At 63.5% G+C, this 26092-nt stretch carries 21 protein-coding genes; 13 read left to right on the top strand and 8 right to left on the bottom strand.

Annotation, left to right across the window (positions count from 1 at the left end; all coding sequences use genetic code 11):
- Positions 1–103: 103 nt before the first annotated feature.
- A complete protein-coding gene (gene parE / locus RHEC894_RS11160) occupies positions 104–2191 on the bottom strand; it encodes a DNA topoisomerase IV subunit B (protein ID WP_085737309.1) in 2088 nt (695 codons plus the stop codon).
- Between the two features lie 222 nt (positions 2192–2413).
- Between parE and RHEC894_RS11155 the strand changes: the two genes are divergently transcribed.
- The 4 genes from RHEC894_RS11155 (at position 2414) to RHEC894_RS11140 (ending at position 6663) form a co-directional block, all read left to right on the top strand.
- Positions 2414–3313 carry a phospholipase gene (locus RHEC894_RS11155; RefSeq protein WP_085738941.1) on the top strand — a complete coding sequence of 300 codons (900 nt, stop codon included), beginning with the start codon at positions 2414–2416 and terminating at the stop codon, positions 3311–3313.
- Positions 3314–3450: 137 nt separating this feature from the next.
- Entirely contained in the window at positions 3451–4221 is a 771-nt protein-coding gene (gene tpiA, locus RHEC894_RS11150; RefSeq protein WP_085737308.1) for a triose-phosphate isomerase, read from the top strand.
- Positions 4222–4359: 138 nt separating this feature from the next.
- Positions 4360–4890, top strand: a complete 531-nt coding sequence (gene secG / locus RHEC894_RS11145) for a preprotein translocase subunit SecG (RefSeq protein ID WP_085737307.1) — start codon at positions 4360–4362, stop codon at positions 4888–4890.
- A gap of 144 nt (positions 4891–5034) precedes the next feature.
- A complete protein-coding gene (locus tag RHEC894_RS11140; protein ID WP_085738940.1) occupies positions 5035–6663 on the top strand; it encodes a CTP synthase in 1629 nt (542 codons plus the stop codon).
- Between the two features lie 248 nt (positions 6664–6911).
- Here the strand turns inward: RHEC894_RS11140 and RHEC894_RS11135 are convergent, their stop codons facing one another.
- Positions 6912–7889, bottom strand: a complete 978-nt coding sequence (locus tag RHEC894_RS11135; RefSeq protein ID WP_164517684.1) for an AraC family transcriptional regulator — start codon at positions 7887–7889, stop codon at positions 6912–6914.
- A gap of 504 nt (positions 7890–8393) precedes the next feature.
- Here RHEC894_RS11135 and RHEC894_RS11130 point away from each other — a divergent pair.
- The 3 genes from RHEC894_RS11130 (at position 8394) to RHEC894_RS11120 (ending at position 12220) form a co-directional block, all read left to right on the top strand.
- Positions 8394–10028: an arylsulfatase gene (locus RHEC894_RS11130; RefSeq protein WP_085737305.1), complete on the top strand. Its 1635-nt coding sequence runs from the start codon at positions 8394–8396 to the stop codon at positions 10026–10028.
- 165 nt (positions 10029–10193) lie between these two features.
- Complete coding sequence (locus RHEC894_RS11125; protein WP_348630124.1) at positions 10194–11138, top strand: HAD family hydrolase; 945 nt, start codon at positions 10194–10196, stop codon at positions 11136–11138.
- 164 nt (positions 11139–11302) lie between these two features.
- Positions 11303–12220: a formylglycine-generating enzyme family protein gene (locus RHEC894_RS11120; protein WP_085737303.1), complete on the top strand. Its 918-nt coding sequence runs from the start codon at positions 11303–11305 to the stop codon at positions 12218–12220.
- Positions 12221–12336: 116 nt separating this feature from the next.
- On the opposite strand, the gene RHEC894_RS11115 is transcribed toward RHEC894_RS11120, so the two are convergent.
- Positions 12337–13425: a citrate synthase/methylcitrate synthase gene (locus RHEC894_RS11115; protein WP_085737302.1), complete on the bottom strand. Its 1089-nt coding sequence runs from the start codon at positions 13423–13425 to the stop codon at positions 12337–12339.
- Between the two features lie 83 nt (positions 13426–13508).
- Between RHEC894_RS11115 and RHEC894_RS11110 the strand changes: the two genes are divergently transcribed.
- The 5 genes from RHEC894_RS11110 to RHEC894_RS11090 all read left to right on the top strand — a co-directional run bounded on the left by RHEC894_RS11110 (position 13509) and on the right by RHEC894_RS11090 (position 20063).
- Entirely contained in the window at positions 13509–14654 is a 1146-nt protein-coding gene (locus RHEC894_RS11110; RefSeq protein WP_085737301.1) for a citrate synthase, read from the top strand.
- A 137-nt stretch (positions 14655–14791) separates the two neighbouring features.
- A complete protein-coding gene (locus tag RHEC894_RS11105) occupies positions 14792–15310 on the top strand; it encodes a FecR family protein (protein WP_085738939.1) in 519 nt (172 codons plus the stop codon).
- Positions 15311–15313: 3 nt separating this feature from the next.
- On the top strand, positions 15314–17170 hold the full coding sequence (locus RHEC894_RS11100) for an adenylate/guanylate cyclase domain-containing protein (RefSeq protein ID WP_085737300.1): 1857 nt from the start codon (positions 15314–15316) through the stop codon (positions 17168–17170).
- 98 nt (positions 17171–17268) lie between these two features.
- Positions 17269–19254, top strand: a complete 1986-nt coding sequence (locus RHEC894_RS11095) for a DEAD/DEAH box helicase (protein WP_085737299.1) — start codon at positions 17269–17271, stop codon at positions 19252–19254.
- 149 nt (positions 19255–19403) lie between these two features.
- Positions 19404–20063 carry a 50S ribosomal protein L11 methyltransferase gene (locus RHEC894_RS11090; protein ID WP_085738938.1) on the top strand — a complete coding sequence of 220 codons (660 nt, stop codon included), beginning with the start codon at positions 19404–19406 and terminating at the stop codon, positions 20061–20063.
- Positions 20064–20081: 18 nt separating this feature from the next.
- Here the strand turns inward: RHEC894_RS11090 and glp are convergent, their stop codons facing one another.
- From glp to RHEC894_RS11065, 5 genes are read right to left on the bottom strand one after another with little or no spacing between them, the layout of a single operon-like run.
- Entirely contained in the window at positions 20082–21305 is a 1224-nt protein-coding gene (glp, locus tag RHEC894_RS11085; protein WP_085737298.1) for a gephyrin-like molybdotransferase Glp, read from the bottom strand.
- The gene (gene moaC, locus RHEC894_RS11080; protein ID WP_085737297.1) at positions 21302–21799 is read right to left on the bottom strand and encodes a cyclic pyranopterin monophosphate synthase MoaC; all 498 of its coding nucleotides are present in this window, start codon (positions 21797–21799) and stop codon (positions 21302–21304) included. Before moaC ends, glp begins: the two co-directional genes overlap by 4 nt.
- A gap of 1 nt (position 21800) precedes the next feature.
- Entirely contained in the window at positions 21801–22613 is an 813-nt protein-coding gene (trpC, locus tag RHEC894_RS11075; RefSeq protein WP_010066987.1) for an indole-3-glycerol phosphate synthase TrpC, read from the bottom strand.
- Positions 22614–22622: 9 nt separating this feature from the next.
- Positions 22623–23639 carry an anthranilate phosphoribosyltransferase gene (gene trpD, locus RHEC894_RS11070; RefSeq protein ID WP_085737296.1) on the bottom strand — a complete coding sequence of 339 codons (1017 nt, stop codon included), beginning with the start codon at positions 23637–23639 and terminating at the stop codon, positions 22623–22625.
- Between the two features lie 8 nt (positions 23640–23647).
- A complete protein-coding gene (locus RHEC894_RS11065) occupies positions 23648–25540 on the bottom strand; it encodes a peptidylprolyl isomerase (RefSeq protein ID WP_085737295.1) in 1893 nt (630 codons plus the stop codon).
- Positions 25541–25759: 219 nt separating this feature from the next.
- Here RHEC894_RS11065 and RHEC894_RS11060 point away from each other — a divergent pair, with 219 nt between their 5' ends.
- The gene (locus tag RHEC894_RS11060) at positions 25760–26041 is read left to right on the top strand and encodes a hypothetical protein (protein ID WP_085738937.1); all 282 of its coding nucleotides are present in this window, start codon (positions 25760–25762) and stop codon (positions 26039–26041) included.
- The last annotated feature ends 51 nt before the right edge of the window (positions 26042–26092 follow it).

The raw sequence follows: 26092 nt of genomic DNA, 5'->3' as shown, positions 1-26092 counted from the left end.
GGAGTTGTTACGGTTCTTCGTCAGTTCCGTGAAATCATCGATGCTAAAATTCGGGCCGCGCCGAACCTGTCTATCTCACAGTTCGGCGCGCTATCAGCATGTTTTAGATATCGAGGTTTTCGGCGAAGGCCGCGCGTTCCTGGATGAAGCGGAAGCGGGCTTCCGGCTTGGTGCCCATCAGATCGTCGACGGCGCTGCGGGTGCCTTCGAAATCCACCTCGTCGATCAGCACCTTGAGCAGGGTGCGCTTGGACGGATCCATGGTGGTTTCCTTGAGCTGGGCGGGCATCATCTCGCCGAGACCTTTGAAGCGGCTGATCTCGACCTTGGCCTTGCCCTTGAAGTCCGTCTGCATAAGCTCGGCGCGATGATTGTCGTCGCGGGCATAGGCGGATTTCGCCCCTTGGGTGATCTTGTAGAGCGGTGGCACGGCGAGGAAGAGGTGGCCTCCGCGCACCAGCTCCGGCATCTCCTGATAGAAGAAGGTGATGAGCAGCGAGGCGATGTGGGCGCCGTCGACGTCGGCATCGGTCATGACGATGATGCGCTCGTAGCGCAGGTCTTCCTGCCGGTATTTCGAGCGTGTGCCGCAGCCGAGCGCCTGGATGAGATCGGCAAGCTGCTGGTTGGCGCCAAGCTTTTCGCGGCCGGCGCTGGCAACGTTCAGGATCTTGCCGCGCAGCGGCAGAATGGCCTGGTTGGCGCGGTTGCGCGCCTGCTTGGCCGAACCGCCTGCCGAGTCACCTTCGACGATGAAGAGTTCGGCGCCTTCGGCGGTGTTCTGCGAACAATCGGCGAGCTTGCCGGGCAGGCGCAGCTTACGCACGGCGGTCTTGCGGTTGACTTCCTTTTCCTTGCGGCGGCGCAGGCGCTCCTCGGCGCGCTCGATCACCCAGTCTAGCAGCTTGGCCGACTCGTTCGGATTGTCGGCAAGGTAGTGGTCGAAGGGGTCGCGCAGCGCGTTTTCGACGATGCGCTGGGCCTCGACGGTCGCGAGCTTGTCCTTGGTCTGGCCGACGAATTCGGGCTCGCGGATGAAGACCGACAGCATGCCGACGGCCGAGATCATCACGTCATCGGTGGTGATCTGGGCGGCGCGCTTGTTCTGCGTCAGCTCGGCATAGGCCTTCAGGCCCTTGGTCAGCGCGATGCGGAGGCCCGCCTCATGCGTGCCTCCTTCAGGGGTCGGGATGGTGTTGCAGTAGGAATGGACCTGCGGATCGCCGCCATACCAGGTGATCGCCCATTCCATCGAGCCGTGGCCGCTCACCTTCTCGGTCTTGCCGGCGAAGATTTCGCGGGTGACGGTGAATTCCTTGCCCATCGTCGCCTGAAGATAATCCTTCAGACCGCCGGGGAAATGGAAGACGGCCTTGTCGGGCACCTCGGAGCCTTCGGGCAAAACACCCGGCTCACAGCTCCAGCGGATCTCGACGCCGCCGAACAGATAGGCCTTCGAGCGCGCCATCCGGAACACCCGGGCGGCGTCAAACTTCATGTGATCCCCAAAGATCTGCGGATCGGGATGGAAACGCACGCGGGTGCCGCGGCGATTGTGGACGTCGCCCAGCTCTTCCAGCCCGCCCTGCGGCAGGCCGCGGGAGAAGCGCTGGCGGTAGAGCTTGCGGTTGCGCGCCACCTCGACCTCGAGGTCGTCGGAGAGCGCGTTGACGACCGAGACGCCGACGCCATGCAGGCCGCCCGAGGTCTCGTAGGCCTTGCCGTCAAACTTGCCGCCGGCATGCAGCTTGGTCATGATGACTTCGAGCGTCGATTTGCCCGGGACCTGCGGATGGTTTTCGACCGGGATGCCGCGGCCGTTGTCGGAGACGGTAAGGTAACCGGCGAGGTCGAGATAGACCTCGATGAAATTGGCGTGTCCGGCGACCGCCTCGTCCATCGCGTTGTCGATGACTTCGGCAAAGAGGTGATGCAGCGCCTTCTCATCGGTGCCGCCGATATACATGCCCGGGCGCATGCGCACCGGCTCGAGGCCTTCAAGAACGCGGATCGACGAGGCGCCGTATTCATCCGCGTTCGACGCGGCGGGGGCGGGACGCGCAGGCGCCGAGGGGGCAGGGGCCGGCGCGACAGCGACGGGCGGCCGTTCATTCGGCACGGCAGGCTTTTGTGCCTCCTCGCGTTTGTCAGAGAGGGGCACTGCGGAAAAGAGGTCGTTGCTATCGTCCATGGAGCCGTTCAGATCTTCATCCTGTCTTGGGTCAGGCTTGGGGCTTGCATCCTCCGCCGACCCAAAATCACCGCATTTCATGTCACGTTTGCGAATCAGGCAGATTTTGCCAGAAAGCACCTCTATACGCGACACCGCCCGTTTTGGCGGGGCTTTTCATACATGATTTGCGTTGCCGGGCGCGGAATGGCAAGCGGCGGCAGGCTTCAGGAAACCATCCGCATGCGAATGTCCACAAGTCATTGCACCGTTATATCAGCAATTGCGGCCTTTTTGCTGTCCGTAGCCGCGTTTTCCGCCGGCGGACCGGCGCAGGCGGGCGATGCGCTGCCAGCTTTCAAGGACGATCTGTTCTCGAAACAGACTGTGCTGCAGACAAGCGACGACGGCGATTTCGAGGTCATCGACTATGACGAGATGCGCGACATCAACGGCCGCGACCAGATCCCGCAAAAGCGGGTGCAGCAGAAATATGTGGCGCTCGGCATCCGTAAAAGCCAGGCCGACGAGACGCTGTCGCTCGACGGCATCAAGCTCGATGTCACCAGGGTGGGACCGGCTCAGAATGCCGCCTTCACGGTGATTTTCATCCATGGTCGCGACGGCGACCGCCGGCTGGGCGCCAACGACTACAGTTTCGGCGGCAATTTCAACCGGCTGAAAAATCTCGTCGCCGGCAATGGCGGCGTCTATTATTCGCCGACGGTCAGGAGCTTCGACAGCAACGGCGTTGCCGCGATCACCGGCCTCATCCGTTATGCCAGCGCCCAATCGCCGGGCCGGCCGATCATCCTTTCCTGCGCCTCGATGGGCAGCCAGGTCTGCTGGGGCGTTGCGCGTGACGGCGAGAGCGTCAAGCGGCTGAAGGGCATGCTTATCATGAGCGGTGTCACCGATCCCGATTTTACCAGGAGCGCCTTCTACAAGGCGAAGCTGCCGCTGTGGTTCGCCCATGGCAGCCGTGACCCGGTCTATGCGGCGAGCGATCAGCAGGCGCTGTTCGAAAGCCTGCACAAGGCAAAATACCCGGCGCGCTTCACGCTGTTTCAGACCGGAAACCACGGAACGCCGATCCGGATGATCGACTGGCGCAGGGTGTTGAACTGGATTCTCGCCGGCTAAAGCGTGCTGCCCATCGTTTTTTGGCAGAAATCTGCACGCGATCGCAGCTATTCCCGTTACGTCAGGGGCATAATGCTTTTCTTTGCCGCAAGCTTTTGATATTGCCGCAGGCATAGACAGATTTTGGGAAGGCCGGCATGACACCTGACGTGCGACCGCTCGTGGCGGGAAATTGGAAAATGAACGGCACGCGTGCCTCCCTCGATCAGATCAAGGCGATCGCCGAGGGCGTGCGCCCGCCGCTCGCCGATAAGGTCGAGGCGCTGATCTGCCCGCCGACGACGCTGCTCTACGTAGCGACGGCGCTCTGCACCGACAGCCCGCTTTCGATCGGCGCGCAGGATTGCCATCAGAAGGCCTCCGGCGCGCATACCGGCGACATCTCTGCCGAAATGATCGCCGATGCTTTCGGCACCTATGTCATCGTCGGCCATTCCGAGCGGCGCACGGACCACGCCGAAACGGATCATCTGGTGCGCGCCAAGGCGGAAGCAGCCTTTGCCGCCGACCTGACGGCGATCATCTGCATCGGCGAGACGGCGGACGAACGCCGCGCCGGGCAGGCCCTCGACATCATCAAGCGCCAGCTTTCCGCTTCGGTTCCGGACGGCGCCACCGCCGAGAACACCGTCATCGCCTACGAGCCGATCTGGGCGATCGGCACCGGTGTGACGCCGACATCAGGCGACGTGGAAAAGGCGCATGCCTTCATGCGCGCCGAGCTTGTGGCCCGCTTCGGCGATGAAGGCCGCAAGATGCGTCTGCTCTATGGTGGCTCGGTCAAGCCGGCCAATGCCGCCGAACTGATGGGCATTGCCAATGTCGACGGCGCGCTGATCGGCGGGGCGAGCTTGAAAGCCTCCGACTTCCTCGCCATTTACCGGGCTTATGAGGCGCTGCTCGCCTGAGGCATTGTTCATTCGCAGTTTATTCGTTTGTTCCAAGGCGTATTCTGGGCCGAAGGGCTTGGAATAGACGAAAGCCTCATGTAAAGAGCCGCCAGAATTCTTAACTTTGTCCGTCTCCAGGCGGGCAGGACTGGACCCATGCAGACCGTATTGATTGTCATTCATCTCATGATCGTGCTCGCCCTCGTCGGCGTCGTGCTCATCCAGCGTTCGGAAGGCGGCGGCCTCGGCATCGGCGGTGGTTCGGGCTTCATGTCGGCCCGCGGCACGGCCAATGCGCTGACGCGTACGACCGCGATCCTTGCGACCCTGTTCTTCCTGACCTCGCTCGGCCTCGGCATTCTGACGCGTTACGAAGGCCGCCCGAGCGACATTCTCGACCGCATTCCGGCAACAGGCGGCCAGGGCAACGGCATTCTTGATTCGCTCGGCGGCGGCGCTCAGGCCCCGGCAAATCCGCCGGCCGGCAACGGCGTTCCGAGCAGCGGGGCGGCAACGCCCGCGCCGCAGGCTCCCGCCGCCCAAGCTCCTGCAACGACGGCTCCGGCAACTCAGGCTCCGGCTGCCACTGCACCGGCGACGACCACCGCTCCGGCGGCGACTGCGCCTGCAGCTCCGGCCGCGACGCCGGCGCCGGCTCAACCTTCCGGCGTCCCGACGGCACAATAAACCGGGCTTTGACATAAACCGCCGGCAGGCCCCAGGGTCTGCCGGTTTTCTTTTGTTCAGATTCCTGCGCCACGCTCCGAAAATTCCGGAAAAGAATTTTTGGGGCTGGTGGAATCGTTTTTGAAAAGGTATCCGGTGAATCCCATGGCGCGATACGTATTCATCACTGGCGGCGTGGTTTCCTCTCTTGGAAAAGGAATTGCGGCCGCGGCTCTCGGAGCGTTGCTGCAGGCCCGTGGATATCGGGTCCGGCTTCGCAAGCTCGATCCCTACCTGAACGTGGACCCGGGCACGATGAGCCCGACCCAGCACGGCGAGGTCTTCGTGACCGACGACGGCGCGGAAACCGATCTCGATCTCGGTCACTACGAACGCTTCACGGGGCGTTCGGCAACCAAGACCGACAACATCACCACCGGCCGCATCTACAAAAACATCATCGACAAGGAACGGCGCGGCGACTATCTCGGCGCGACGGTGCAGGTCATTCCGCACGTCACCAACGAGATCAAGGATTTCGTTATCGAGGGCAATGACGACTACGACTTCGTCATCTGCGAGATCGGCGGCACGGTCGGCGATATCGAGGCAATGCCGTTCATGGAGGCGATTCGCCAGCTCGGCAACGATCTGCCGCGCGGCACCGCCGTCTACGTCCACCTGACGCTGATGCCCTACATTCCGGCGGCCGGCGAATTGAAGACCAAGCCGACGCAGCATTCGGTCAAGGAACTGCAGGCGCTCGGCATTCATCCGGATATCCTGCTGGTACGCGCCGACCGCGAAATTCCGGAAGCCGAGCGCCGCAAGCTGTCGCTGTTCTGCAACGTGCGCCCGTCCGCCGTCATCCAGGCGCTCGACGTCGCCAACATCTACGATGTGCCGATCGCCTACCATAAGGAAGGGCTTGATGACGAAGTGCTGGCCGCCTTCGGCATAGAGCCGGCGCCGAAGCCGCGTCTCGACCCTTGGGAAGAAGTCTGCAACCGCATCCGCACGCCGGAAGGCGAGGTGACGATTGCGATCGTCGGCAAATATACCGGCCTCAAGGATGCCTATAAATCGCTGATCGAGGCGCTGCATCACGGCGGCATCGCCAATCGCGTCAAGGTCAAGCTCGAATGGATCGAGTCCGAGGTCTTCGAAAAGGAAGATCCGGCGCCCTACCTCGAAAAGGTGCACGGCATTCTCGTGCCTGGCGGCTTCGGCGAACGTGGCTCCGAGGGCAAGATCCATGCAGCCCGCTTCGCCCGCGAACGCAAGGTGCCGTATTTCGGGATCTGCTTCGGCATGCAGATGGCTGTCATCGAGGCGGCGCGCAATCTCGCCGACGTGCAGGCCGCTTCGTCGACCGAATTCGGCCCGACGAAAGAACCGGTGGTCGGCCTGATGACCGAATGGGTCAAGGGCAACGAGCTGCAGAAGCGCACGGCAGCCGGCGATCTCGGCGGCACGATGCGTCTCGGCGCCTACAAGGCGGCGCTGAAGAAGGGCACGAAGATCTCGGAAATCTACGGTTCGACCGATATTTCCGAGCGTCATCGCCACCGCTACGAGGTCAATGTCGACTACAAGGACCGGCTCGAGAGCTGCGGCCTCGTTTTCTCCGGCATGTCGCCGGACGGCGTTCTGCCGGAGACGATCGAATATCCCGATCATCCCTGGTTCATCGGCGTGCAGTATCACCCCGAACTGAAGAGCCGGCCGCTCGACCCCCATCCGCTGTTTGCCAGCTTCATCGAAGCGGCAACGGAACAGAGCCGCCTCGTCTAACCGCAATGACGATCCAGATCGCGCGATGTCACGCGCGATCTGGGCCAGCACCTGTGGTGCTCTATTTTGCCGGCATGGCTCCACGGATCGTCTGGGTCACTGTCTGCGATGCCGAAGACGAGAGTTTTTCCGGCGAAATGACGGTGCATTGATCCACTGCCTCCCTGCAAACGGATCCCCGAAACTTTCCCGGTGAGTGTGGTCATCTGTGCGACAGTGTCGTTCCAAGCCACCAAAGCTGGTCGCGCCTAATGGGAGCCTGAGTCGCGGAACGCCTTCCTGAGCGTATCGGATGGGTGCTCGCCGAAAGTGCTGTAATAGTATCTGGCGAAGTGCCCGAGATTGCTAAACCCGCAGGCGTAGGCGACCGAAGTTACACTCGTTGCTGAACTCGGGCTCGCCAGCATTGCCTTGGCGTTGCGCATGCGAACCTGCTTGACGAAAGTCATCGGAGAGACACCGCGACCCTTCTTGAAAGCATAAAAGAGACTGCGAACGCTTGCGTTTGCAACCAGAGCCAGAGCCTCGATGGTCAGCGGCTGATCCCAGTTCTGCCGGATATATTCCTCCACCCTGCGCACTTGCCACGGCGCCGATGCGAGGGGCTGCTTGTTGAGCAGGTGGCTATAATTATGGTGGTTGCTGCAAAGGAAGGCGACGAGGAGCGCTTGCTCAAGTTCGGCCAGGACGAGCGGCGGAAGCGAAGCGTCTTCGCGGTCGAGCTCTCCGATCACAAACTCCAGCAGGCGGAACTGGGCGGCAGAAGCCTGGGAATCCGGTGCGATGTCGGTCACCATCGTCAACGGTGGATCGACAGGGCGGCCGATTAACGCGCTGAGTTTCCTGATCAATGCTTGCGGCTTGATCCTCACGATCAAATGCTCGAAGTCCGGTGAGTACCTAAGTCGCACCTCGGCGCCCACCCCTGTTACCAAACCACGACGGCGGGAGACGGTCGTCTCTGAGCCGTCGACGACAAAACTGCCATCCCCTCGAAGTGGAAAGCCTTGAAGATAAAAATCCCCATGCGAAAGGGATGCCTCAATCGAAGAACCGTAACGAGCAAAGCTCAGCCCGACATCGTGCAGCTCGCAGTGATTGAGGTGTCCCTCGAAATCCTGCTGCGCTGCGCGGCCTATATCGAGTGACCGGACCGAGAACATACCCGACAGACGCTGGCGAAGCTCACCAACGTCGCGGGTTCGGACAGCCGAAAATCGGCGCAACGGATCTTTCCGAGCGTGGGGCATAGCACAGCCTCTCACAACAGCAAATTTCGGCCCTGCAGTTTTGGGCTAAATTCTGCACCGGCAGAGTAGCGCAACATTGCGGCTTCGGGAACAATGCTTCGCGCGCGAATGGTTGTCGACCTCCCCAGACGTGGCGACCTAGTGCTTTTGTTGGACTGGGTCGGTCTCGAAGATAGGGCGTTTTCCGCTCCCGGAGGCGATGCATCGATCGCTTGGCGCAGTGCTCACAATCCTCGTCTGAATCGCCCAGCAGCCTGGCTTCATACAGATGTATCCTAGACCTGTGCGCTTGCCTCTATGACCGAGTTCCCAATTGCCAGGCAATTAATTCACGCAATTTTTGCGTTTTAGGGCCGAGCATTGCACTCCCTGAGTAGCTCCGGCGGGTAAGCGGCGGGCAAGGTGTGCATCGAACGTAGCTGCGTTGGACGCGTCCGGCGCACGTCGACGAATTTCAACGCGTCGAAGGAGGAGCGCGCCATGAGCAAGGAAGTTCCAGCAGGTATCACAGGACGGAAACATCAAACTCAACCGGGGTTGAGGCGTCGCGATCTGTTGCTGAGCGGTGTCTCGCTGCTTGGCGCTTCAGCACTATCTTCGAGTGTGCTGTGCAGTCTGAGTACGCCGGCAAAGGCCCAGACCGCAACCAGACCGCCGAACATCCTGATCCTGTGGGGTGACGACATCGGCTATTGGAACATCAGCGCCTACAACCAGGGTATGATGGGCTACAAGACGCCGAATATCGACAGGGTCGCGAACGAGGGTGGGCTCTTCACCGATTATTATGGTCAACAGAGCTGCACCGCGGGAAGGGCGGCGTTCATCACCGGTCAGTCGCCATACCGCACGGGATTGTTGAAGGTCGGCCTGCCGGGGGCCAAGGAGGGAATGCAGGCGGAAGATCCGTCACTCGCCGATCTGCTCAAGCCGCTCGGCTACATGACCGGACAGTTCGGCAAGAACCATCTCGGCGACCTCGATGAACATCTCCCGACCGCCCACGGCTTTGACGAGTTCTTCGGCTCCCTCTACCACCTCAATGCGGAGGACGAACCTGAGAATCCGGACTATCCCAAAGACCCGGCCTTCCGGGAAAAATTCGGCCCACGGGGAGTTCTCCACTCCTATGCGGATGGCCGCATCGAGAATACCGGCCCGCTCACCAGAAAGCGCATGGAGACGATCGACCAGGAGGTCACCGATGCCGCGATTGGTTTCCTGAAGCGCGCCAAGGAACAGGACAAGCCGTTCTTCCTGTGGTGGAACTCGACCCGGATGCATATCTGGACGCGGCTCAAGGCCGAGAGCCAGGGCAAGACCGGCCTTGGGATATATCCAGACGGGATGGTCGAGCACGACGCCCTGGTTGGTGAGATGCTCAAGGCGCTTGATGATCTCGGCCTGTCGGAAAACACGATCGTCATGTACTCGACCGACAACGGCGCCGAGAAGTTCACATGGCCGGATGGTGGCCAATCACCGTTCCGCGGGGAAAAGAACACCAATTGGGAAGGCGGCTACCGCGTTCCAGCCATGGTGCGCTGGCCGGGGGTGATCCAGCCCGGGACTGTCTATAATGACATCGTGGCGCATGAAGATTGGATACCCACTCTTCTGGCCGCGGCCGGCGAACCGGAGATCAAGGAGAAGCTCCTCAAGGGTTACACGGCCGGCGCCAAGACCTTCAAAGTGCACCTCGACGGCTACAACATTACCGACTACCTCTCCGGGAAAGGAGAGGACCTGCGCAAGGAATTCATCTATTTCGTTGACGATGGTTCGCTTGTTGGCCTTCGTTATCAGCAGTGGAAGATCGTTTTCGCCGAACAACGCGAAGAGGGCCTCAATGTCTGGCAAGAGCCTTTTGTGCCGCTGCGCCTTCCCAAGCTCTTCAATCTTCGCTCCGATCCATTCGAGACGGCCGACCATGAGGGCATGGATTATGAACGCTGGCGTGTGGAGCACCTGTTTGTCGTGGTGCCGGCGCAGGCCTATGTCGCCAAGTTCTTGGAAACGTTCAAGGAGTACCCCCCCAGACAGAAGCCGGGAAGTTTCTCGATCGACCAGGTGATGGAACATATGCAGAGCGCAGCGGCGGGGGGCGGCAACTAAAGCGCGTCGCGATCTTAGCACTGCACCCTGCGTCATAGGGGGCGGCCGGCCCATAGCCCAGCCGGCAGGGCCGGTCGTCTCTTTTTCTTAAGATGGAGAGGTCCAACGAAATCGTCTCCCCATATTTTTGCGCTTCTGGTGCCAATCTGGGTCAGCATTGCGGCCTTGGCGTCTCCGGCAGCGGCGCAGACCGATCCGCTGCCATCATGGAACGACGGCGCATCGAAGCAGGCGATCCTCGATTTCGTTGCAGGGGTAACGGCAGAAGGTGGGCCAGACTATGTCGTGCCCGCAGAGCGCATCGCGGTGTTCGACAATGACGGCACCCTTTGGGCTGAACAGCCGTTCTATTTCCAGGTTTTGTTCGCCATTGACCGCGCGAAGGCGCTCGCACCGCAGCATCCGGAGTGGAAAGACAAGGAGCCCTTTGCCTCGCTTCTGAAGGGGGATGTCAAGAGTGCCCTCGCAGGTGGTGAGCATGCGATTGTCGAATTGGTTGCGGCAACGCATTCAGATATGACCACGGAAGAGTTCAACAGCATCGTGAAGGATTGGCTTGCTAGAGCGCGGCACCCGAAAGCCCAGCGTCAATATACCGAAATGACCTATCAGCCGATGCTGGAACTGCTCGCGTTCCTGCGATCGAGTGGCTTCAAGACCTTCATCGTCACGGGCGGCGGGATCGAATTTGTCCGCGCCTTTGCGGAGGACACGTATGGAGTCCCGCCTGAGCAAGTTGTCGGCAGCGCCGGCAAGACCAAATTCGAGACCCGTGACGGCAGACCGGTGCTGATGAAGGAGCCGGGGGTCGATTTTATCGGCGACAAGGCCGGCAAGCCCGTCGGCATCCAGAGCCATATCGGCCGCCGACCGATCGCTGCCTTCGGCAACTCGGACGGCGACCTCCAGATGCTGCAATGGACCTGCACAGGGGCCGGCCTCCGCTTCTGTCTTTATGTTCACCACACCGACGGCGAGCGTGAATGGGCCTATGATCGCCAGTCAAGCATTGGTCGGCTTGACGAAGGGCTGGACCAGGCCGCCGCCAATGGCTGGACGGTCGTCGATATGAAGAAGGATTGGAAAAAGGTATTCGGTTTTGAAAAATGAAGCGGTGATCAATCCAACGCGTTGCTTCTTCGAAAACACGCGAATCTTGTCCGCTGCCGGCAGGCCGCAAGAGCTGAGCGATGCGTAGCGTAACGAGAACCGAAACGTTGGTCTCGAACCCAACGGCAGCTCCTCGGCCGCTCGGCACACCGCCGTTTCCCGGCATGGTATGGATTCCTGGCGGAGAGTTTCTGATGGGCTCGGACAGGGCCTATCCGGAGGAGGCGCCGGCGCACCGGGTGCGAGTCGACGGCTTCTGGATGGATCGCTTCACCGTCACGAACCTTGACTTCGGGCGCTTCGTTTCGGCGACAGGCTACGTGACGCTCGCCGAGAAACCGGCCGACCCAGCGAACTATCCGGGCGCCAAGCCGGAGATGCTGGCGCCTTCTTCGATCATGTTCAAGAAGCCTTCGGCGCCCGTCGATATGCGCGACCACTACAACTGGTGGGTCTATGTCCGCGGCGCCAACTGGCGCCATCCACGTGGTTCGGCGAGTTCCATCAGGAAGCTTGGCGACCACCCCGTCGTGCACGTGGCCTATGACGATGTCGCAGCTTATGCCAAATGGGCAGGCAAGCAGCTGCCGAGCGAAGCGGAATGGGAGTTTGCCGCTCGGGGCGGCCTTGACGGCGCCGAATACGTCTGGGGCGACGAGTTCAATCCAGGAGGCAAGCACATGGCCAATACCTGGCAAGGAGACTTCCCGTACCGGAACAGCTTGGCAGACGGTTTCGAATATACCGCGCCGGTCGGCTCGTTCCCGGCCAACGGCTATGGACTGTACGACATGGCAGGCAATGTCTGGCAATGGACGACCGACTGGTACCAGGATCACGGCCGGATCGAGAGCCCCTGCTGCACCGCAGCCAATCCGCGCGGTGGCGAGCGCGAGGGGAGCTACGACCAGCTCCAACCGAACGTAAGGATTCCGCGCAAGGTCACCAAGGGCGGTTCGCATCTTTGCGCGCCCAACTACTGCCGACGTTACCGGCCCGCGGCACGGATGGCGCAAGCCATCGATACCTCTATCTCGCATCTTGGATTTCGCTGCATCGTGCGGCCGGAGAGCCGAGAGTGATCGCCGTGCAAGCGGCATTCAGAATTCAAAGAGGTGCCGGCTGCTGGTCGGCATCGGCACTGATGACATGCAGCAACGTCCGGGCGGCAGGACATGCCCACCGCCCATTTCAGCCTTCAGGCCGCGGCCGGCAGCGGGCCGATATAGACCGAGCGCGGGCGAATCAGCCGGCCGTCGAGCGCCTGTTCGCGGGCATGCGCCAGCCATCCGACGGTGCGGCCGATCGCAAAGACGCCGGTGAAGGCCTGGCGTGGGAAGCCGAGCGTTTCCAGCAGCAGCGCCGTATAAAATTCGACATTGACGTCGAGCGGCCGGTCCGGCTTGCGCAGCTTGAGGATCGCCAGGGCGGCGGCCTCCACGGCTTCGGCGAGTGCGCCGCGGGCGCCGTCCACCTGTCCTGACGCGATTAGCGGCTTCAGTGCGCCTTTCAGCGCATCGGCGCGGGGATCACGGACCCGGTAGATACGGTGGCCGAAACCCATCAGCCTTTCGCCGCGATCGAGCGCTTCGCCGAGCCACGGCCCGGCATTCTCCGCGGTTCCGATCGCATCCAGCATGTCGAGCACCGGACCGGGCGCACCGCCATGCAGCGGTCCCTTCAGTGCGCTGATCGCCGCCAGGACCGAGGAGGTGAGGCCGGCCTGCGTCGAGGCGATGACGCGCGATGCGAAGGTCGAGGCGTTGAGGCCGTGATCGGAGATCGTCACGAGATAGGCGTCGAGTGCGGCCGCCTGCTCCCGGGTCGGCAATTTTCCTGTGAGCATGCGCAGGATGTCGGCGGCTTGCGGCAGCGAGGCGTCGGGCGCGATCGGCCCTTCACCGCGCTGCAGCCTGAGAATCGCCGGCAGGAACACTGCGGGCGCGGCCAGCAGGTTGAGCGCGGTGTCGAAATCGTCGCCGTCGGGCAGCCGGGCAATCAGCGCCCGCAGCGCATCGACGGGAGGCAGGGCCAGCAGGGCGGTGTCGGCAGCCTCGATATGGTCGAACACCTGCGTTCGGACTTTCGCCAGCCAGTCGCGCAACTCCGCTTCGCCGAAGCTTCGTTCCATCAGCCCGTCGAGCAGCAATGCTGCGACACCTTCATAGCTGCAGTCTGCGACGAGATGATCGAGCGATACGCCGCGGATGATCAATCGTCCCGCTTCGCCATCGACATCCGAGAGCTGCGTTTCGGCGGCAATGACGTCTTCCAAGCCATTTTTCATGTTGTTTCTCCTTTACCGCGGCGATGATCCGACCTAGTCTCATTGACGTCAATCTTGATGTAATTGATCAATATGAGGCTCCGATGCCGTGGCTGACTGCCGAGGAAGCGCTGCAGGCGCTGAAGACCAAGCCGCAGACGCTCTACGCCAATGTCAGCCGCGGACGCATCCGCGCCAAGCCGGACCCCGCCGACCCGCGCCGCAGCCTCTACCAGTCTGCCGACGTGCAGCGGCTGGCCGAACGCCATGCCGGCCGGCGCAAGACGGAAACCGTTGCCGCCGAGGCCATCCGCTGGGGCGATCCGGTTCTCTCTTCGGCAGTCTCCACCATCATTGATGGACGGCTTTTCTATCGCGGACGAGACGCCGCCGATTTCGCCGAGGCGGCGACGCTGGAGCAGACGGCGGCACTGCTCTGGAATGGTGCCGAAGCACTGTCCTTCAAGGCTGAGGCCGGGCATGCCGCTCCGTCGCTTCAGGCGGCGTTCGTTGCGCTTGCCGGGCGGGTGACATCGGATCTGCCGTCGCTCGGCCGCTCGCAGGCGGCCCTTCGCCGCGAGGCGCAAGCGGTCCTTTCCACTGTCGGCGACGCGCTGGCGCCTGGGCCTTCGGAACAGCCGCTGCATCTCAGGCTTGCCGCAAGCTGGCAGCGGCCGGATGCCGCCGATTGCCTGCGCCGGGCGCTGGTGCTGCTTGCCGATCACGAACTCAACGCCTCGGCCTTTGCGGCGCGGGTGACGGCATCGGCGGGTGCTGCCCTTTCGGCCGCCGTGCTGTCCGGTCTGGCAACGCTGACAGGGCCGCTGCATGGCGCTGCCTGGCAGGGCGTCGATGCGCTGATCGAGAGGGCTTCAGCGCTCGGGGCCGAGCAGGCGATCCGCCGCTCGCTCGTCCAGGGCAATCACCTCTCAGCCTTCGGCCATCCGCTCTATCCCGATGGCGATATCAGGGCTCAGGCGCTGCTTTCGCACTTTCGCCTGCCGCTGCAATTTGCCGAACTCCGGGAGGCGGGCGAAGAGATGGTCGGCGAAAAGGTCAACGTGGATTTCGCGCTTGCCGCAATGGCGGTCGCCTTCGATCTGCCGCGGGAGGCGCCGATCATTGTTTTTTCGCTAGCCCGTTCCGCCGGCTGGCTGGCACATGCGATGGAGCAGATCGGGAGCGGAGAGTTGATCCGGCCGCGGGCGCGTTATCTCGGGCCGGCGCCCGAAAGAAGGAGCGCCCCTTAGGAATCCGCCTGCGATTACGCCGGTCTGCTTTTTCGCATAGGGAAATATCCGAATTCAGCTATCATGCCTGACATGGAAGAAGACGGTTGGCGGGCGCTTTCGACATGAGCCGCTCCGCACGGTCATGGGGGCTTTCCATGAATATCACGCTTCGCTGCCTGTTTGCCGGCATACTCGCGGTCGGCATGTTTCCGGAAGGGGCGGCCTTTGCGCAGTCTGCCGGCTGCACGATGTCGCGCGAGGCCGGCGGCCGCCAGGTGTTCACTTGTCCGGGCGGCGTCAAGGTGACGGCGGAGGCCGGTGCCTCCTTCCGCCTTGCCGACCGCAATGGTGACGGCAGCCCCGATTCGGCATCGCTGCGGCGCAAGGCCATCCTCGTCGATGTCGACAGCAGCCAGCATGCGGGCGGCTTCCAGGTGGTGACGCCGCAGGCGATCGCCGCTGTGCGCGGCACGCAATGGGCGGTCGACGTCGCCGGCGGCAAAACCTCGGTACTGGTCGTCAGAGGCAGCGTCGCGGTGCGCCGGCCGGCCGGCGACCAAGTGGTGCTGTCGCCGGGCGAGGGCGTCGACATCTCGGGCGGAACGGAGCCGCTTGTCGTGCGTCGCTGGCCGGCGCCGCGCGTTGCCGCTCTTCTTGCCCGTCTCGGCCAATAATCCATGAACCATCGCCTGCAGACCGTGATCGCGCTGCTGCTCGCCGGTCTTTGGGCGACAGCACTCGGCTACGTCAACCTCAATGGCGGAAGCGGCCTACTCGATCGGATGGAGGCTTCGCTTGCCGATATTCGCAGCGCCGTCATCGGAGCAAAGACACCGCCGCCGGTCGTGTCGATCGTCGCCATCGACGACCGCACCGCGGCCGCCCACGGCTATCCGCTGGATCGGGCAACCCTTGCGCGGCTGGTCGGCGCGATCACCGCGTTGAAGCCGAAGGCCCTGGCGCTCGATATTCTGCTGGTCGATCCGGGGCCGGAGCAGGGCGATGCGGCGCTGGCAACCGCCCTTGCCCAGGGGCCGAGCGTGATTGCCGCGGCCGCCACCTTCGCGCAAAGCCGTCAGCAGGTCACCGATGCGGCGGACGATCCGCTTGCCGCCATTCCCGAGGCGAGCCAGCTTCTCCTGCCGCTTCCCCGCTTTGCCAAGGCGGCTGCGGTCGGCATCGTCAATGTCGCGACCGATGAGACCGGCACACCACGCTTCATTCCGCTGATTTCGCGGGCGGCAGACCGGCTGGATCCGGCTTTTCCGCTGCGGGCTGCTTCGGTGGCGCTCGGTATCGACCCGACAATCGAACCCGGCGCCATCATGCTAGGCAAGCTGCGCATTCCCACCGATATCGGCCAGCGGCTGCCGGTGACCTTCTATGGCGGGCACGGCAGCATCGCCACGTCAAGCGCTGCCGATGCGCTTGACGGCAAGCTGGCGGCTGATGCGGTCGCCGACCGCATCGTCGTCATCGGTTCGACGGTCACCGGCGGCGGCGACGTTTTCCCGACGCCGTTCGACCCCGTCATGCCCGGTGTCGAGGTGATGTCGACGGCGATCACCCATCTGGTCGCCGGCGACGGCATGGTGCGCGACCACGGAACCAGGCTGATCGATGCCGGTATTGCCATCGGTCTGACGCTTGTGCTGGTTTGCCTGATCGCCTGGCGCCGGAGTGCGGCAGGCTATGTCATCATCGTGCTGACGCTGGTCGTTTGGGCGATGCTCAATCTGTCGGCCTTCGCGCATGGCTACTGGCTGAGTGCGGCGCTGCCGATCGCCGCCGCGCTGCCGCCGGTGCTGATCCTCGGCGCGGCCGAACTCTGGCTCGACCGTGGCCGCGCCCGCCATTTCGCCGAGCAGAGCGCGCTGCTGCAGCGCATCGAGGCGCCCGGCCTTGGCGAGTGGCTGGCGCGCGATCCGAATTTCCTGGCCGAGCCCGTGCGCCAGAACGCCGCCGTCATCTTCATCGATCTCTCGGGCTTCACAGGCCTCAGCGAAACGCTTGGGCCGGTCAGGGTGAGCGAAGTGCTGAGCGGCTTCTTCGAAATAATCGACGAGGAGGCGCGTACCCATGGCGGCGCCATCACCAGCTTCATGGGCGACGGGGCGATGATCCTGTTCGGCCTGCCGGAGCCCGCCGAGGACGATGCCGCCCGGGCCGCCGCCTGCGCGGTCAGCCTTTGCGAGCGCACCCGGGCCTGGCTTGGCGCCCATGCCGGCTTTGCCCAAAAGAAGATCGGCTTCAAGGTCGGCGCCCATTGCGGGCCGATCGTCGCCTCGCGTCTCGGCACCGGCGACCGGCAGCAGATCACCGCCGCGGGCGACACCATCAATGTCGGCAGCCGGCTGATGGAGGTCGCCGCCCGCCACGGCGTCGAGCTGGCGCTGAGCGCCGAAATCGTCCGCGCCGCAGGCCCTGACGGCGTGCTTGCGCAGTCCGGCCGGATGGAGGGTCCGCTGGAAACCACGCTGCGCGGCCGCGCAAGCCATATCGACGCCTGGCTGTGGCGCAGCCGCACGCTTTGACAATCGCCGCGGGAGCGGCTAGGAACGGCGCAAATACCCCGCCGGCTGGCTCCGGCCATGGCGCATTTCGCGCCTGACAGCTCCGAAAGATCGAACTCATGACAGAATTCAACGGCGTCGTTCCGGCGATCGCCAAGGCGTTGCAGAAGCGCGGTTACGCCGAACTCACCCCGGTGCAGAAATCGATGCTCGATCCGGCGCTTGCCGCTTCCGACGCGCTGGTCTCGGCCCAGACCGGCTCCGGCAAGACCGTCGCCTTCGGCCTGGCGCTGGCGCCGACGCTACTTGAGGGCCGCGAACGCTTCGGCAATGCAGGCGCCCCGCTCGCCCTCGTCATCGCTCCGACCCGCGAACTTGCCCTGCAGGTGAAACGTGAACTCGAATGGCTCTATGAGATGACGGGGGCGGTGATCGCCAGTTGCGTCGGCGGCATGGATATCCGCAGCGAGCGCCGTTCGCTCGAACGCGGCGCCCATATCGTCGTCGGCACGCCCGGCCGGCTCTGCGACCATATCCGCCGCAGGGCGCTCGACATGTCGGAACTGAAGGCGGCCGTGCTCGACGAGGCCGACGAAATGCTCGACCTCGGTTTCCGCGAGGATCTCGAATTCATTCTCGATTCGGCGCCGGATGAGCGTCGGACGCTGATGTTTTCGGCCACCGTCCCGGCGGCGATCGCCAAGCTTGCCAAGAGCTACCAGCGCGATGCCGTGCGCATCAGCACCGCGGCCGAGGAAAAGCAGCATGTCGATATCGAATATCGCGCGCTTGTCGTGGCTCCGAGCGACCGCGAGAACGCGATCATCAACGTGCTGCGCTATTACGAGGCGACCAACGCCATCGTCTTCTGTTCGACGCGCGCCGCCGTCAATCATCTCACGTCGCGGTTCAACAACCGCAATTTCTCCGTCGTGGCGCTCTCCGGCGAACTGACGCAGAACGAACGCAGCCATGCGCTGCAAGCCATGCGCGACGGGCGCGCCCGCGTCTGCATCGCGACAGACGTCGCCGCCCGCGGCATCGACCTGCCGGGCCTCGATCTCGTCATCCACGCCGACTTGCCGACCAATCCGGAAACGCTGCTGCACCGCAGCGGCCGCACCGGCCGGGCCGGGCGCAAGGGCATCAGCGCCATGATCGTGCCGCTGAACGCGCGGCGCAAGGCAGAGCGTCTGCTCGACAATGCCGGTATTTCGGCAGCCTGGGCGCGGCCGCCGTCGGCCGAGGAAGTGAACGAGCGCGACGACGAACGGCTGCTCGCCGATCCGATCTTCAGCGAAGCGCCGCAAGAGGAAGAACAGGGGCTGGTGCAGCAGCTGCTTTCCAGCCACGGCGCCGAAAAGCTCGCCGCCGCCTTCCTGCGCCTTTACCGTACCAACCATTCGGCGCCGGAGGATCTGATCGAGGTCACCGTGCAGGACGGGGGCAGCCGCAAGCGCCGCGACAATGCCGAGCCTTACGAGCCGGCGCAGAAGGGACCGCGCGAGGATTTCGGCGCCAGCGTCTGGTTCTCCGTCTCGGTCGGTCGCAAGCAGAATGCCGAGCCGCGCTGGCTGATCCCGATGCTCTGCCGCAACGGCAATGTCACCAAGCGTGAGATCGGCGCGATCAAGATGCAGCCCGAGGAAACCTTTGTGGAGATCGCGGCGGCGAGTGCCGAAAGCTTCCTGGCGGCGATCGGGCCGAACAAGGCGCTCGAACGCGGCATTCGCGTGACCAAGCTCTCCGGCACGCCGGATTTCAGCCGCGCCCCGTCGCCGAAATCTTATGCCGGCAAGTCGTCGCGTGACGAGCGGCCGGACGACGCCTCCCGTGGCGAACGTCCGAAGAACAAGTTCGGCAAAGGTTCGGGCGGCGGATATGCTGCAGCCGACAATAGCGGCCAGCAAAGGCAGGATAGCAAGCCCTGGAGCAAGAAACCCGGCAAGCCCGGATTCGATGGTCCGAAATCAGATAAGCCGAAGTTCGACAAGCCTAAATACGACAAGCCAAAATTCGAAGGCGGGAAATCCGAAGGCTCGAAATACGAGGGCAAGGGCGGCGCCGGGCCAAAGAACAAGTTCTCGAAGAAGAAACCCGGCTGATTTCGCCGCAGCCCTTCGCCGGTTCGGGCGGAGGGCTTCATCTGACGATTGGCCGACAAGCGGAATGTCTCGACACCGGCATGCCGCATCTCGCCATGAAGAACTCTTGAATCGTTGGATTTTATAGCGGGATGGGGAGCATGACGACGATGAAACGCTCCGGCCCGCCGCGTCCCGATCCGGCCGCCTTCATCCAGGCCTATCTGCCGATTTCACCCGTTCCCGCCATTCCCGAAATCCTCCTCCATACCGCGGGCCCTGCGAGCGGGCTCTGGCGGCTTGCCGGCCGCGGAGAAGCCGATCCGGCGCCTTACTGGGCCTATCCTTGGGCCGGCGGCGCCGTGCTTGCCCGCCATCTGCTCGATCGGCCGGGAGTGGTCGCCGGCCGCCGCGTCGTCGATCTCGGCGCCGGCTCCGGGCTCGTCGCCATTGCGGCGGCCAAGGCCGGAGCTGCCGCGGTGACGGCGGTCGATGTCGATGCCAACGCCATTGCCGCAATCGGTCTCAACGCGGCGGTGAACGGCGTGAACATCGTCGCCGTCGCCGCCGATATCATCGAGGCGCTGCCGCCAGAGGAGACTGATCTCCTCGTTGTCGGCGACCTGTTTTACGATTCCGCGCTTGCCTTGCGGGTGATGGCTTTCCTCAAGCGTTGCCAGGCCTCCGGCATCGAGGTGCTGATCGGCGATCCCCATCGCGCCTACCTGCCCCAGGGCGCACTTCAGCGAATCGCGACGCATGCGGTTGCGGATTTCGGCGCGGGGTCCAGCGACGGGGCAGTGCAGGCGGGCGTTTTTTCCCTTTCCTGAAGCAGCTGAAAGTCGAAACTATACCAGAAGATCCGGCCGCAACAGCATGACCGGGCAGGGCGCTCCGGCCGGTAGCTCCGGCGCATGCGGCGGGCGGATGATGAGGCAGTCGGCCTGCGCGAAGACCTTCATCATCGAGGAATCCTGCTTGCCGAACGGTTCGGCCAGCCAGTTTCCGGTCGTGGATTTCGAAAGCCTCGCCCTGATATAGTCCTGCCGGTGATCATTGGCGCGCAATGTGACGGCCGCCTCCACCATTGCCTCGCGTTGCACCGGCGGCAGGGAGGCGAGTTTGCGGATCAGCGGCTCGAGGAAGAGCAGCGAGCAGACCAAACTCGAGACCGGATTGCCGGGCAGACCGAGCACATGGGTCTCGCCGAAGCTGCCGACCATCAGCGGTTTGCCGGGGCGCATGGCGATGCGCCAGAAATCCAGCTGCATGCCGGCCTCGATCAGCGTCGCCTGCACCAGATCATGATCGCCGACCGACGCGCCGCCGAGCGTGACGATGACATCGGCCTGGGCGTCCCGCGCCGCATCGATCGCCGCGGTGATCCTCGCCTTGTCGTCAGGCACGATGCCGAGATCGAGCACATCGGCGCCGGCTTTGCGGGCAAGGGCTGCAATACCGAACGTATTGGAGGCGATGATCTGCGAAGGACCGGGCGTGCTTCCGGGCGGCAGCAGTTCGTCGCCGGTTGCGAGGATGGCGATCAGCGGACGCTTGAGAATCGCGACCTCAGGCCGGTTCATGCCGGCGGCGACCGTCAGCCGCGAGAAATCAAGCACGGCGCCGGCGGACAGCACGGCTTCGCCTTCGGCAAAATCCTGGCCGCGGGGACGCACATGCTGGCCCTGCCGGACCGGGAAATTGGTTCGGATGCCGCCTTCGATCTTCTCGGCATCCTCCTGCAGCAGGACGCTATCGGCGCCTAACGGAACGGGTGCGCCGGTGAAGATGCGGACCGCCTCGCCTTGACCGACGCTTCCTTCAAAGGCATGGCCGGCGGAAGACGTGCCGATGACCTTCAGCACGGCGCCCGGCTCCGGCGCATCGTCACGGCGCAGCGCATAGCCATCCATGGCCGACGCATTGAAGGGCGGCTGGGTGAGGCCGGCAGTGAGATCGACGGCGAGAATGCGGCCTTCCGCTTCTGCGAGCGGCAGCGTCTCGGACGCAGCAACGGGCTTTGCGCGGGAAAGCAAGCGGTTCATGGCCTCGGCGACCGGCAGAAGGTTCATTTCGCCTCCGGATGACGGAAATCGCCGGATTTGCCGCCGGATTTTTCGAGCAGCCTGACGCCGCCGATCTCCATTGCCTTGTCGGCTGCCTTGGCCATGTCGTAGATCGTCAGACAAGCGATCGAGACCGCGGTCAGCGCCTCCATCTCCACACCGGTCTTGCCGGTCAACTTGGCGGTTGCCATGACGCGCAGGCCGGGCAGGGCGGCGTCTTCCTCGATCTCGACGGTGACCTTGGTCAGCATCAGCGGATGGCAGAGCGGGATGAGATCGGCGGTGCGTTTGGCCGCCATGATCCCGGCAAGGCGTGCCGTGCCGATCACATCGCCCTTCTTGGCATTGCCCTGGCGGATCAGCGCCAGCGTTTCCGCCGCCATCTTCACATGGCCCTCGGCCGTGGCGATGCGCACCGTCTCGGCCTTGTCTGAGACGTCGACCATATGCGCCTCGCCGGAGGCATCGATATGGGTGAGGCCGGGCTTTCCGCCGCTCATATCATTCGGCCGCGATGGCGGCTTCGCCAAAGAGCAGCGCGCGGGTGGCGGCCGCCACGTCGTCCTTGCGCATCAGGCTTTCGCCGACAAGGAAGGTGTTGATGTCGACGACCTGCAGGCGCTGGCAATCGGCATGGGTGAAGATGCCGCTTTCGCCGACGAGCAGCCGCTCTGCCGGCACCATGGAGGCAAGCGTCTCGCTGACCGTCAGGCTGACGTCGAACGTGCGCAGATTGCGGTTGTTGATGCCGATAAGCGGCGAGGAGAGCTTCAGCGCCCGTTCCATTTCCGGCGCGTCATGAACCTCGACCAGCACATCCATGCCGAGCGAGAAAGCTTCGTCCTGCAGACGCTCCGCATCGTCATCGCTCAGCGACGCCATGATCAGCAGAATGCAGTCGGCACCCCAGGCGCGCGCCTCGTGGACCTGATAGGTCTCGAACATGAAATCCTTGCGCAAAGCGGGCAGGGCGCAGGCGGCCCGCGCCGCCGTCAGAAATTCCGGTGCGCCCTGGAAACTCGGCGTGTCGGTCAGCACGGAAAGGCATGCCGCGCCACCGGATTCATAGGCCTTTGCCAGCGCCGGCGGATCGAAATCCGGACGGATCAGCCCCTTGGACGGGCTTGCTTTCTTGATCTCGGCGATCAGACCGAAACGGCCGGCTTCCCGCTTGGACACGAGCGCCGTGTAAAAGCCGCGCGGGGCGGACTGGCCGGCCTGCATCGCCTTGAGGTCGGCAAGCGACACGGCAGCCTTGGCGGCGGCGATCTCCTCGCGCTTATAGAGTTCGATCTTCTTCAGGATATCGGTCATCGGCCAATCCTAGTCGATATCGTTGGAAACGGCGATGAGTTTGTCGAGGGCGAGCGCGGTGGCGCCGCTGTCCAGCGAATGCGCGGCAAGCGTCATGCCGTCGCGGATCGTCTCCGCCTTGCCTGCGATGACAAGCGAGGCGGCGGCATTGGCGAGCGAGACATCGCGATAGGCATTCTTCGCGCCGCTGAGCACCTCGCGAAGCGCTGCGGCATTGGCGACGCCATCACCGCCCTTGATATCGGCGAGCACGCAGGGGCTGACGCCGAAATCGGCGGGCGACAATTCGAAAGTGCGGATCTTGCCGTCTTCGAGGGCTGCGACCTTGGTGATGCCGGTGGTGGTGATTTCGTCGAGGCCGTCGCCATGGACCACCCAGACGCATTCGGAACCGAGGTCGCGCATGACCTCGGCAAGCGGCACCAGCCATTGCGGCGAGAAGACGCCGAGCAGCTGGCGGCGAACGCCGGCCGGATTGGAAAGGGGGCCCAGCAGATTGAAGATGGTGCGCGTGCCGAGCTCAACCCGGGACGGGTTGACGTGGCGCATGGCGGAATGATGCATCTGCGCGAACATGAAGCCGACGCCGGCGTCAGCGATGCAGCGGGAGATGATTTCGGGACCGACATCGAGCTTGACCCCGAGGGCGGCCAGATTGTCGGCCGCGCCCGATTTCGAACTCAGCGCCCGGTTGCCGTGCTTGGCGACGGGGACGCCGGCGCCGGCGACGATCAGCGCCGCCAGCGTCGAGATATTGTAGGTGCCGCTGGCATCGCCGCCGGTGCCGACGATGTCGATCGCATCGGCAGGCGCCTCGACGGTCAGCATCTTCGCGCGCATCGCGGTGACGGCGCCGACGATCTCGTCGACGGTTTCGCCGCGCACGCGCAGCGCCATCAGGAAGCCGCCGATCTGCGAGGGTGTCGCCTGGCCCGACATCAGGATGTCGAAGGCGGCGCGAGCCTCCTCACGCGTCAGCGGCTCGCGGCTTGCGGCCTTGGCCAGGAACGGCTTCAGATCGGTCATAAAGCCTCCTAGCGGGTCGTTGCCTGTTCGGCGAGCTTCTGGTTGATCTGAGCGCCGTACTGCGTCTGCAGCAGGTTGACCATCTGATCGAGAATGTCGTCGCCGGCGGCGTTGGCCATGGTGGTGATCTGGGCGTCGCGGTTGTTCAGCGCGTCGCTGGTCGGCTGGCTGTTGACCTCGGTGACCTTCATCAGGATCTGCGTCGAGGGATCGGCGCCGACAGCGCTCGCGACCGTATCGATCGGCCCGGAGAAGGCGGCGGTGACGCCGGCGCGGCCAAGCACCGGATCATCGGTGGAGCGGGTGACGCCGCTCTTGCTTTCGACGGCGATGCCGAGCGGCGTCGCGATATCGGCAAGCGCCTTGCCCTTGGCTGCCTCAGCCTTCAATTCGTCGGTCTTCTTGGCGAGTTCGGCTTTCTGCTGTTCCGCCGTCCAGTCCTCGACCGCCTTTTCGTGCACCTCGGTGACCGGGCGCTCGCGGGTCGGCGTGATCTCGCGGACATTGAACCAGACATAACCGTCATTGCCGATCGGCAGCGGCGGCGCATCGACACCAACTTCGGTCTTGAAGGCTTCGCCGAGCAGCTGCTGCTTGACCGGGATATCCTTGACCTCTTTGCCGTCCTTGTCGGCGCCGGTCATATCGACGGCATCGACGGCTACGGCGGTGAGCTTCAGCTGGCCGGCGATATCCTCGAGCGTGGCGCCGCCGGCGCGCAGATCCTCGATGCGGTCGTGAACGTTGATCACTTCCTGAGAGGCATTGGACAGCGCCAGCTGCTTGCGGATGTCTTCCTTCACCTCGTCGAAATTCTTCACCGTTTCCGGCTTGATGTTGGTGATGCGCAGGATGACGGAGCCGAAGGAGCCTTCGACGACAGGCGTCGTGCCGCCATCCTTCGAAACTGCGAAGGCCGCATCGGCAACGGCCTGGTCGGGAACCTTGTCCTTGGTGAATTCGCCAAGCAGCACGTCGCTTGCCGTCTTGCCCTGGTCGGAGACCAGCTGGTCGAAACTGGTGCCGCCCTTCAGCGCCGTTTCGGCGGCGGCGGCAAGATCCTTGCTGGCAAAGGTCAGCTGTTCGATGGTGCGGCTTTCCGGCGTGCGGTAAGTATCTTTGCTCTTGTCGAAAGCTTCGTGAATCTGGTCGTCGGTGACGGTCGCAGCATCGGCGATATCGGCGGGCTGCAGCTTGAGATAGACGAGCTTGCGGTATTCGGGCGCCTGGTAGCGCTGCTTGACGCCCTCGAACCAGGTCGCCAGCACGTCGTCGGCAGGCGCCTTGATCGGCTCGATATTGGCGTTGGTGAGCAGCAGATAGTCGATGCTGCGGCTTTCATCGCCATAGAGCTTCAGGGCGTCGACCAGCGTCTTCGGGGCGGTGAAACCATTCGAAATGGCATCGACGACCTGGCTGCGGACAGCGACCTTGCTGCGCTCCTTGATGTAGTCGTCCTGGCGGATATTGGCATTGCGCAGGCGCGAGATGAAGAGTTCACGGTCGAACTTGCCGTTGACAGCCTTGAAGGCCGGATCGTCGGCGATCAGCTGGGCGAGGCGATCCTCGGAGAGGCCGAGGTTCATGTCTTCGGCGAGCTGGTCGAGCGAGGCGCCGGCGACGAGCTGGGCGAGCACCTGCTGTTCGACGCCGAAGGCGCGGGCCTGTTCCGGCGTGAGGCGCATGCCGAACTGCTGGCTGAGGCTTGCGACCTGGCGCTGATAGGCGAGGTGGAATTCGTTGACGTCCACATGCTGATCGCCGACGGTCACGACCGTAGTGCTGTTGCCGCCCGTTATCAGCGACCGGGAGACGCCCCAGATGCCGAAGGACGCGACCAGCAGAAGCATCAGCAGCTTGGCGACCCAGGTCTGAGCGGCTCTTCTCAGGATATGGAACATAGAAACGCAAACCTCGCAGTATCATTGAGCCGCGCGCGGGCGGACATTCGACGTTCCTTAAAACAAACCCGACAGGAAATGAAGGGTTTGTCACGCGAAAAGCTGCACAAGGCTGCCGCCCGGCCGAAGCGGCTTTGCGGCGAACAAAAGATCGGTTGCGGCGGAACCTTTCGGGCCGTCATTTCGTTGAAGCGGCATCCGATGAAACAGGAGCAGACCATGGCAGAATTGAAATCCGCTTCCGCCGAATCCACCGCTGCGCGCGTCAAGGCCGATATGGCGGCAGACGACCTGTCGGCGCAGGTCGCAGCCCTTCGCAACGATCTCTCCCGGCTGACGGAAAGCGTGGTCGCGCTCGGGCAGGGGGCAAAGTCGGCGGTAACAGACGAGGCGTCGCTGATGACGGAACAGCTGCGCGACAAGGTTCGTGAAGAACCGCTCGTCGCCCTGGCCGTGACCGCAGGCATCGCCTATGTCTTCGGCCTGCTGAGCCGTCGCTGAAAAAACTTCAGGACAATGAAAAGCCGGGCGCCATGATTGCCCGGCTTTTGG

The sequence above is a fragment of the Rhizobium sp. CIAT894 genome (assembly GCF_000172795.2).
Lineage (GTDB): Bacteria > Pseudomonadota > Alphaproteobacteria > Rhizobiales > Rhizobiaceae > Rhizobium.
Note: the sequence above shows the minus strand (reverse complement) of the source record. Positions and strands in the feature narration are given on the sequence as shown.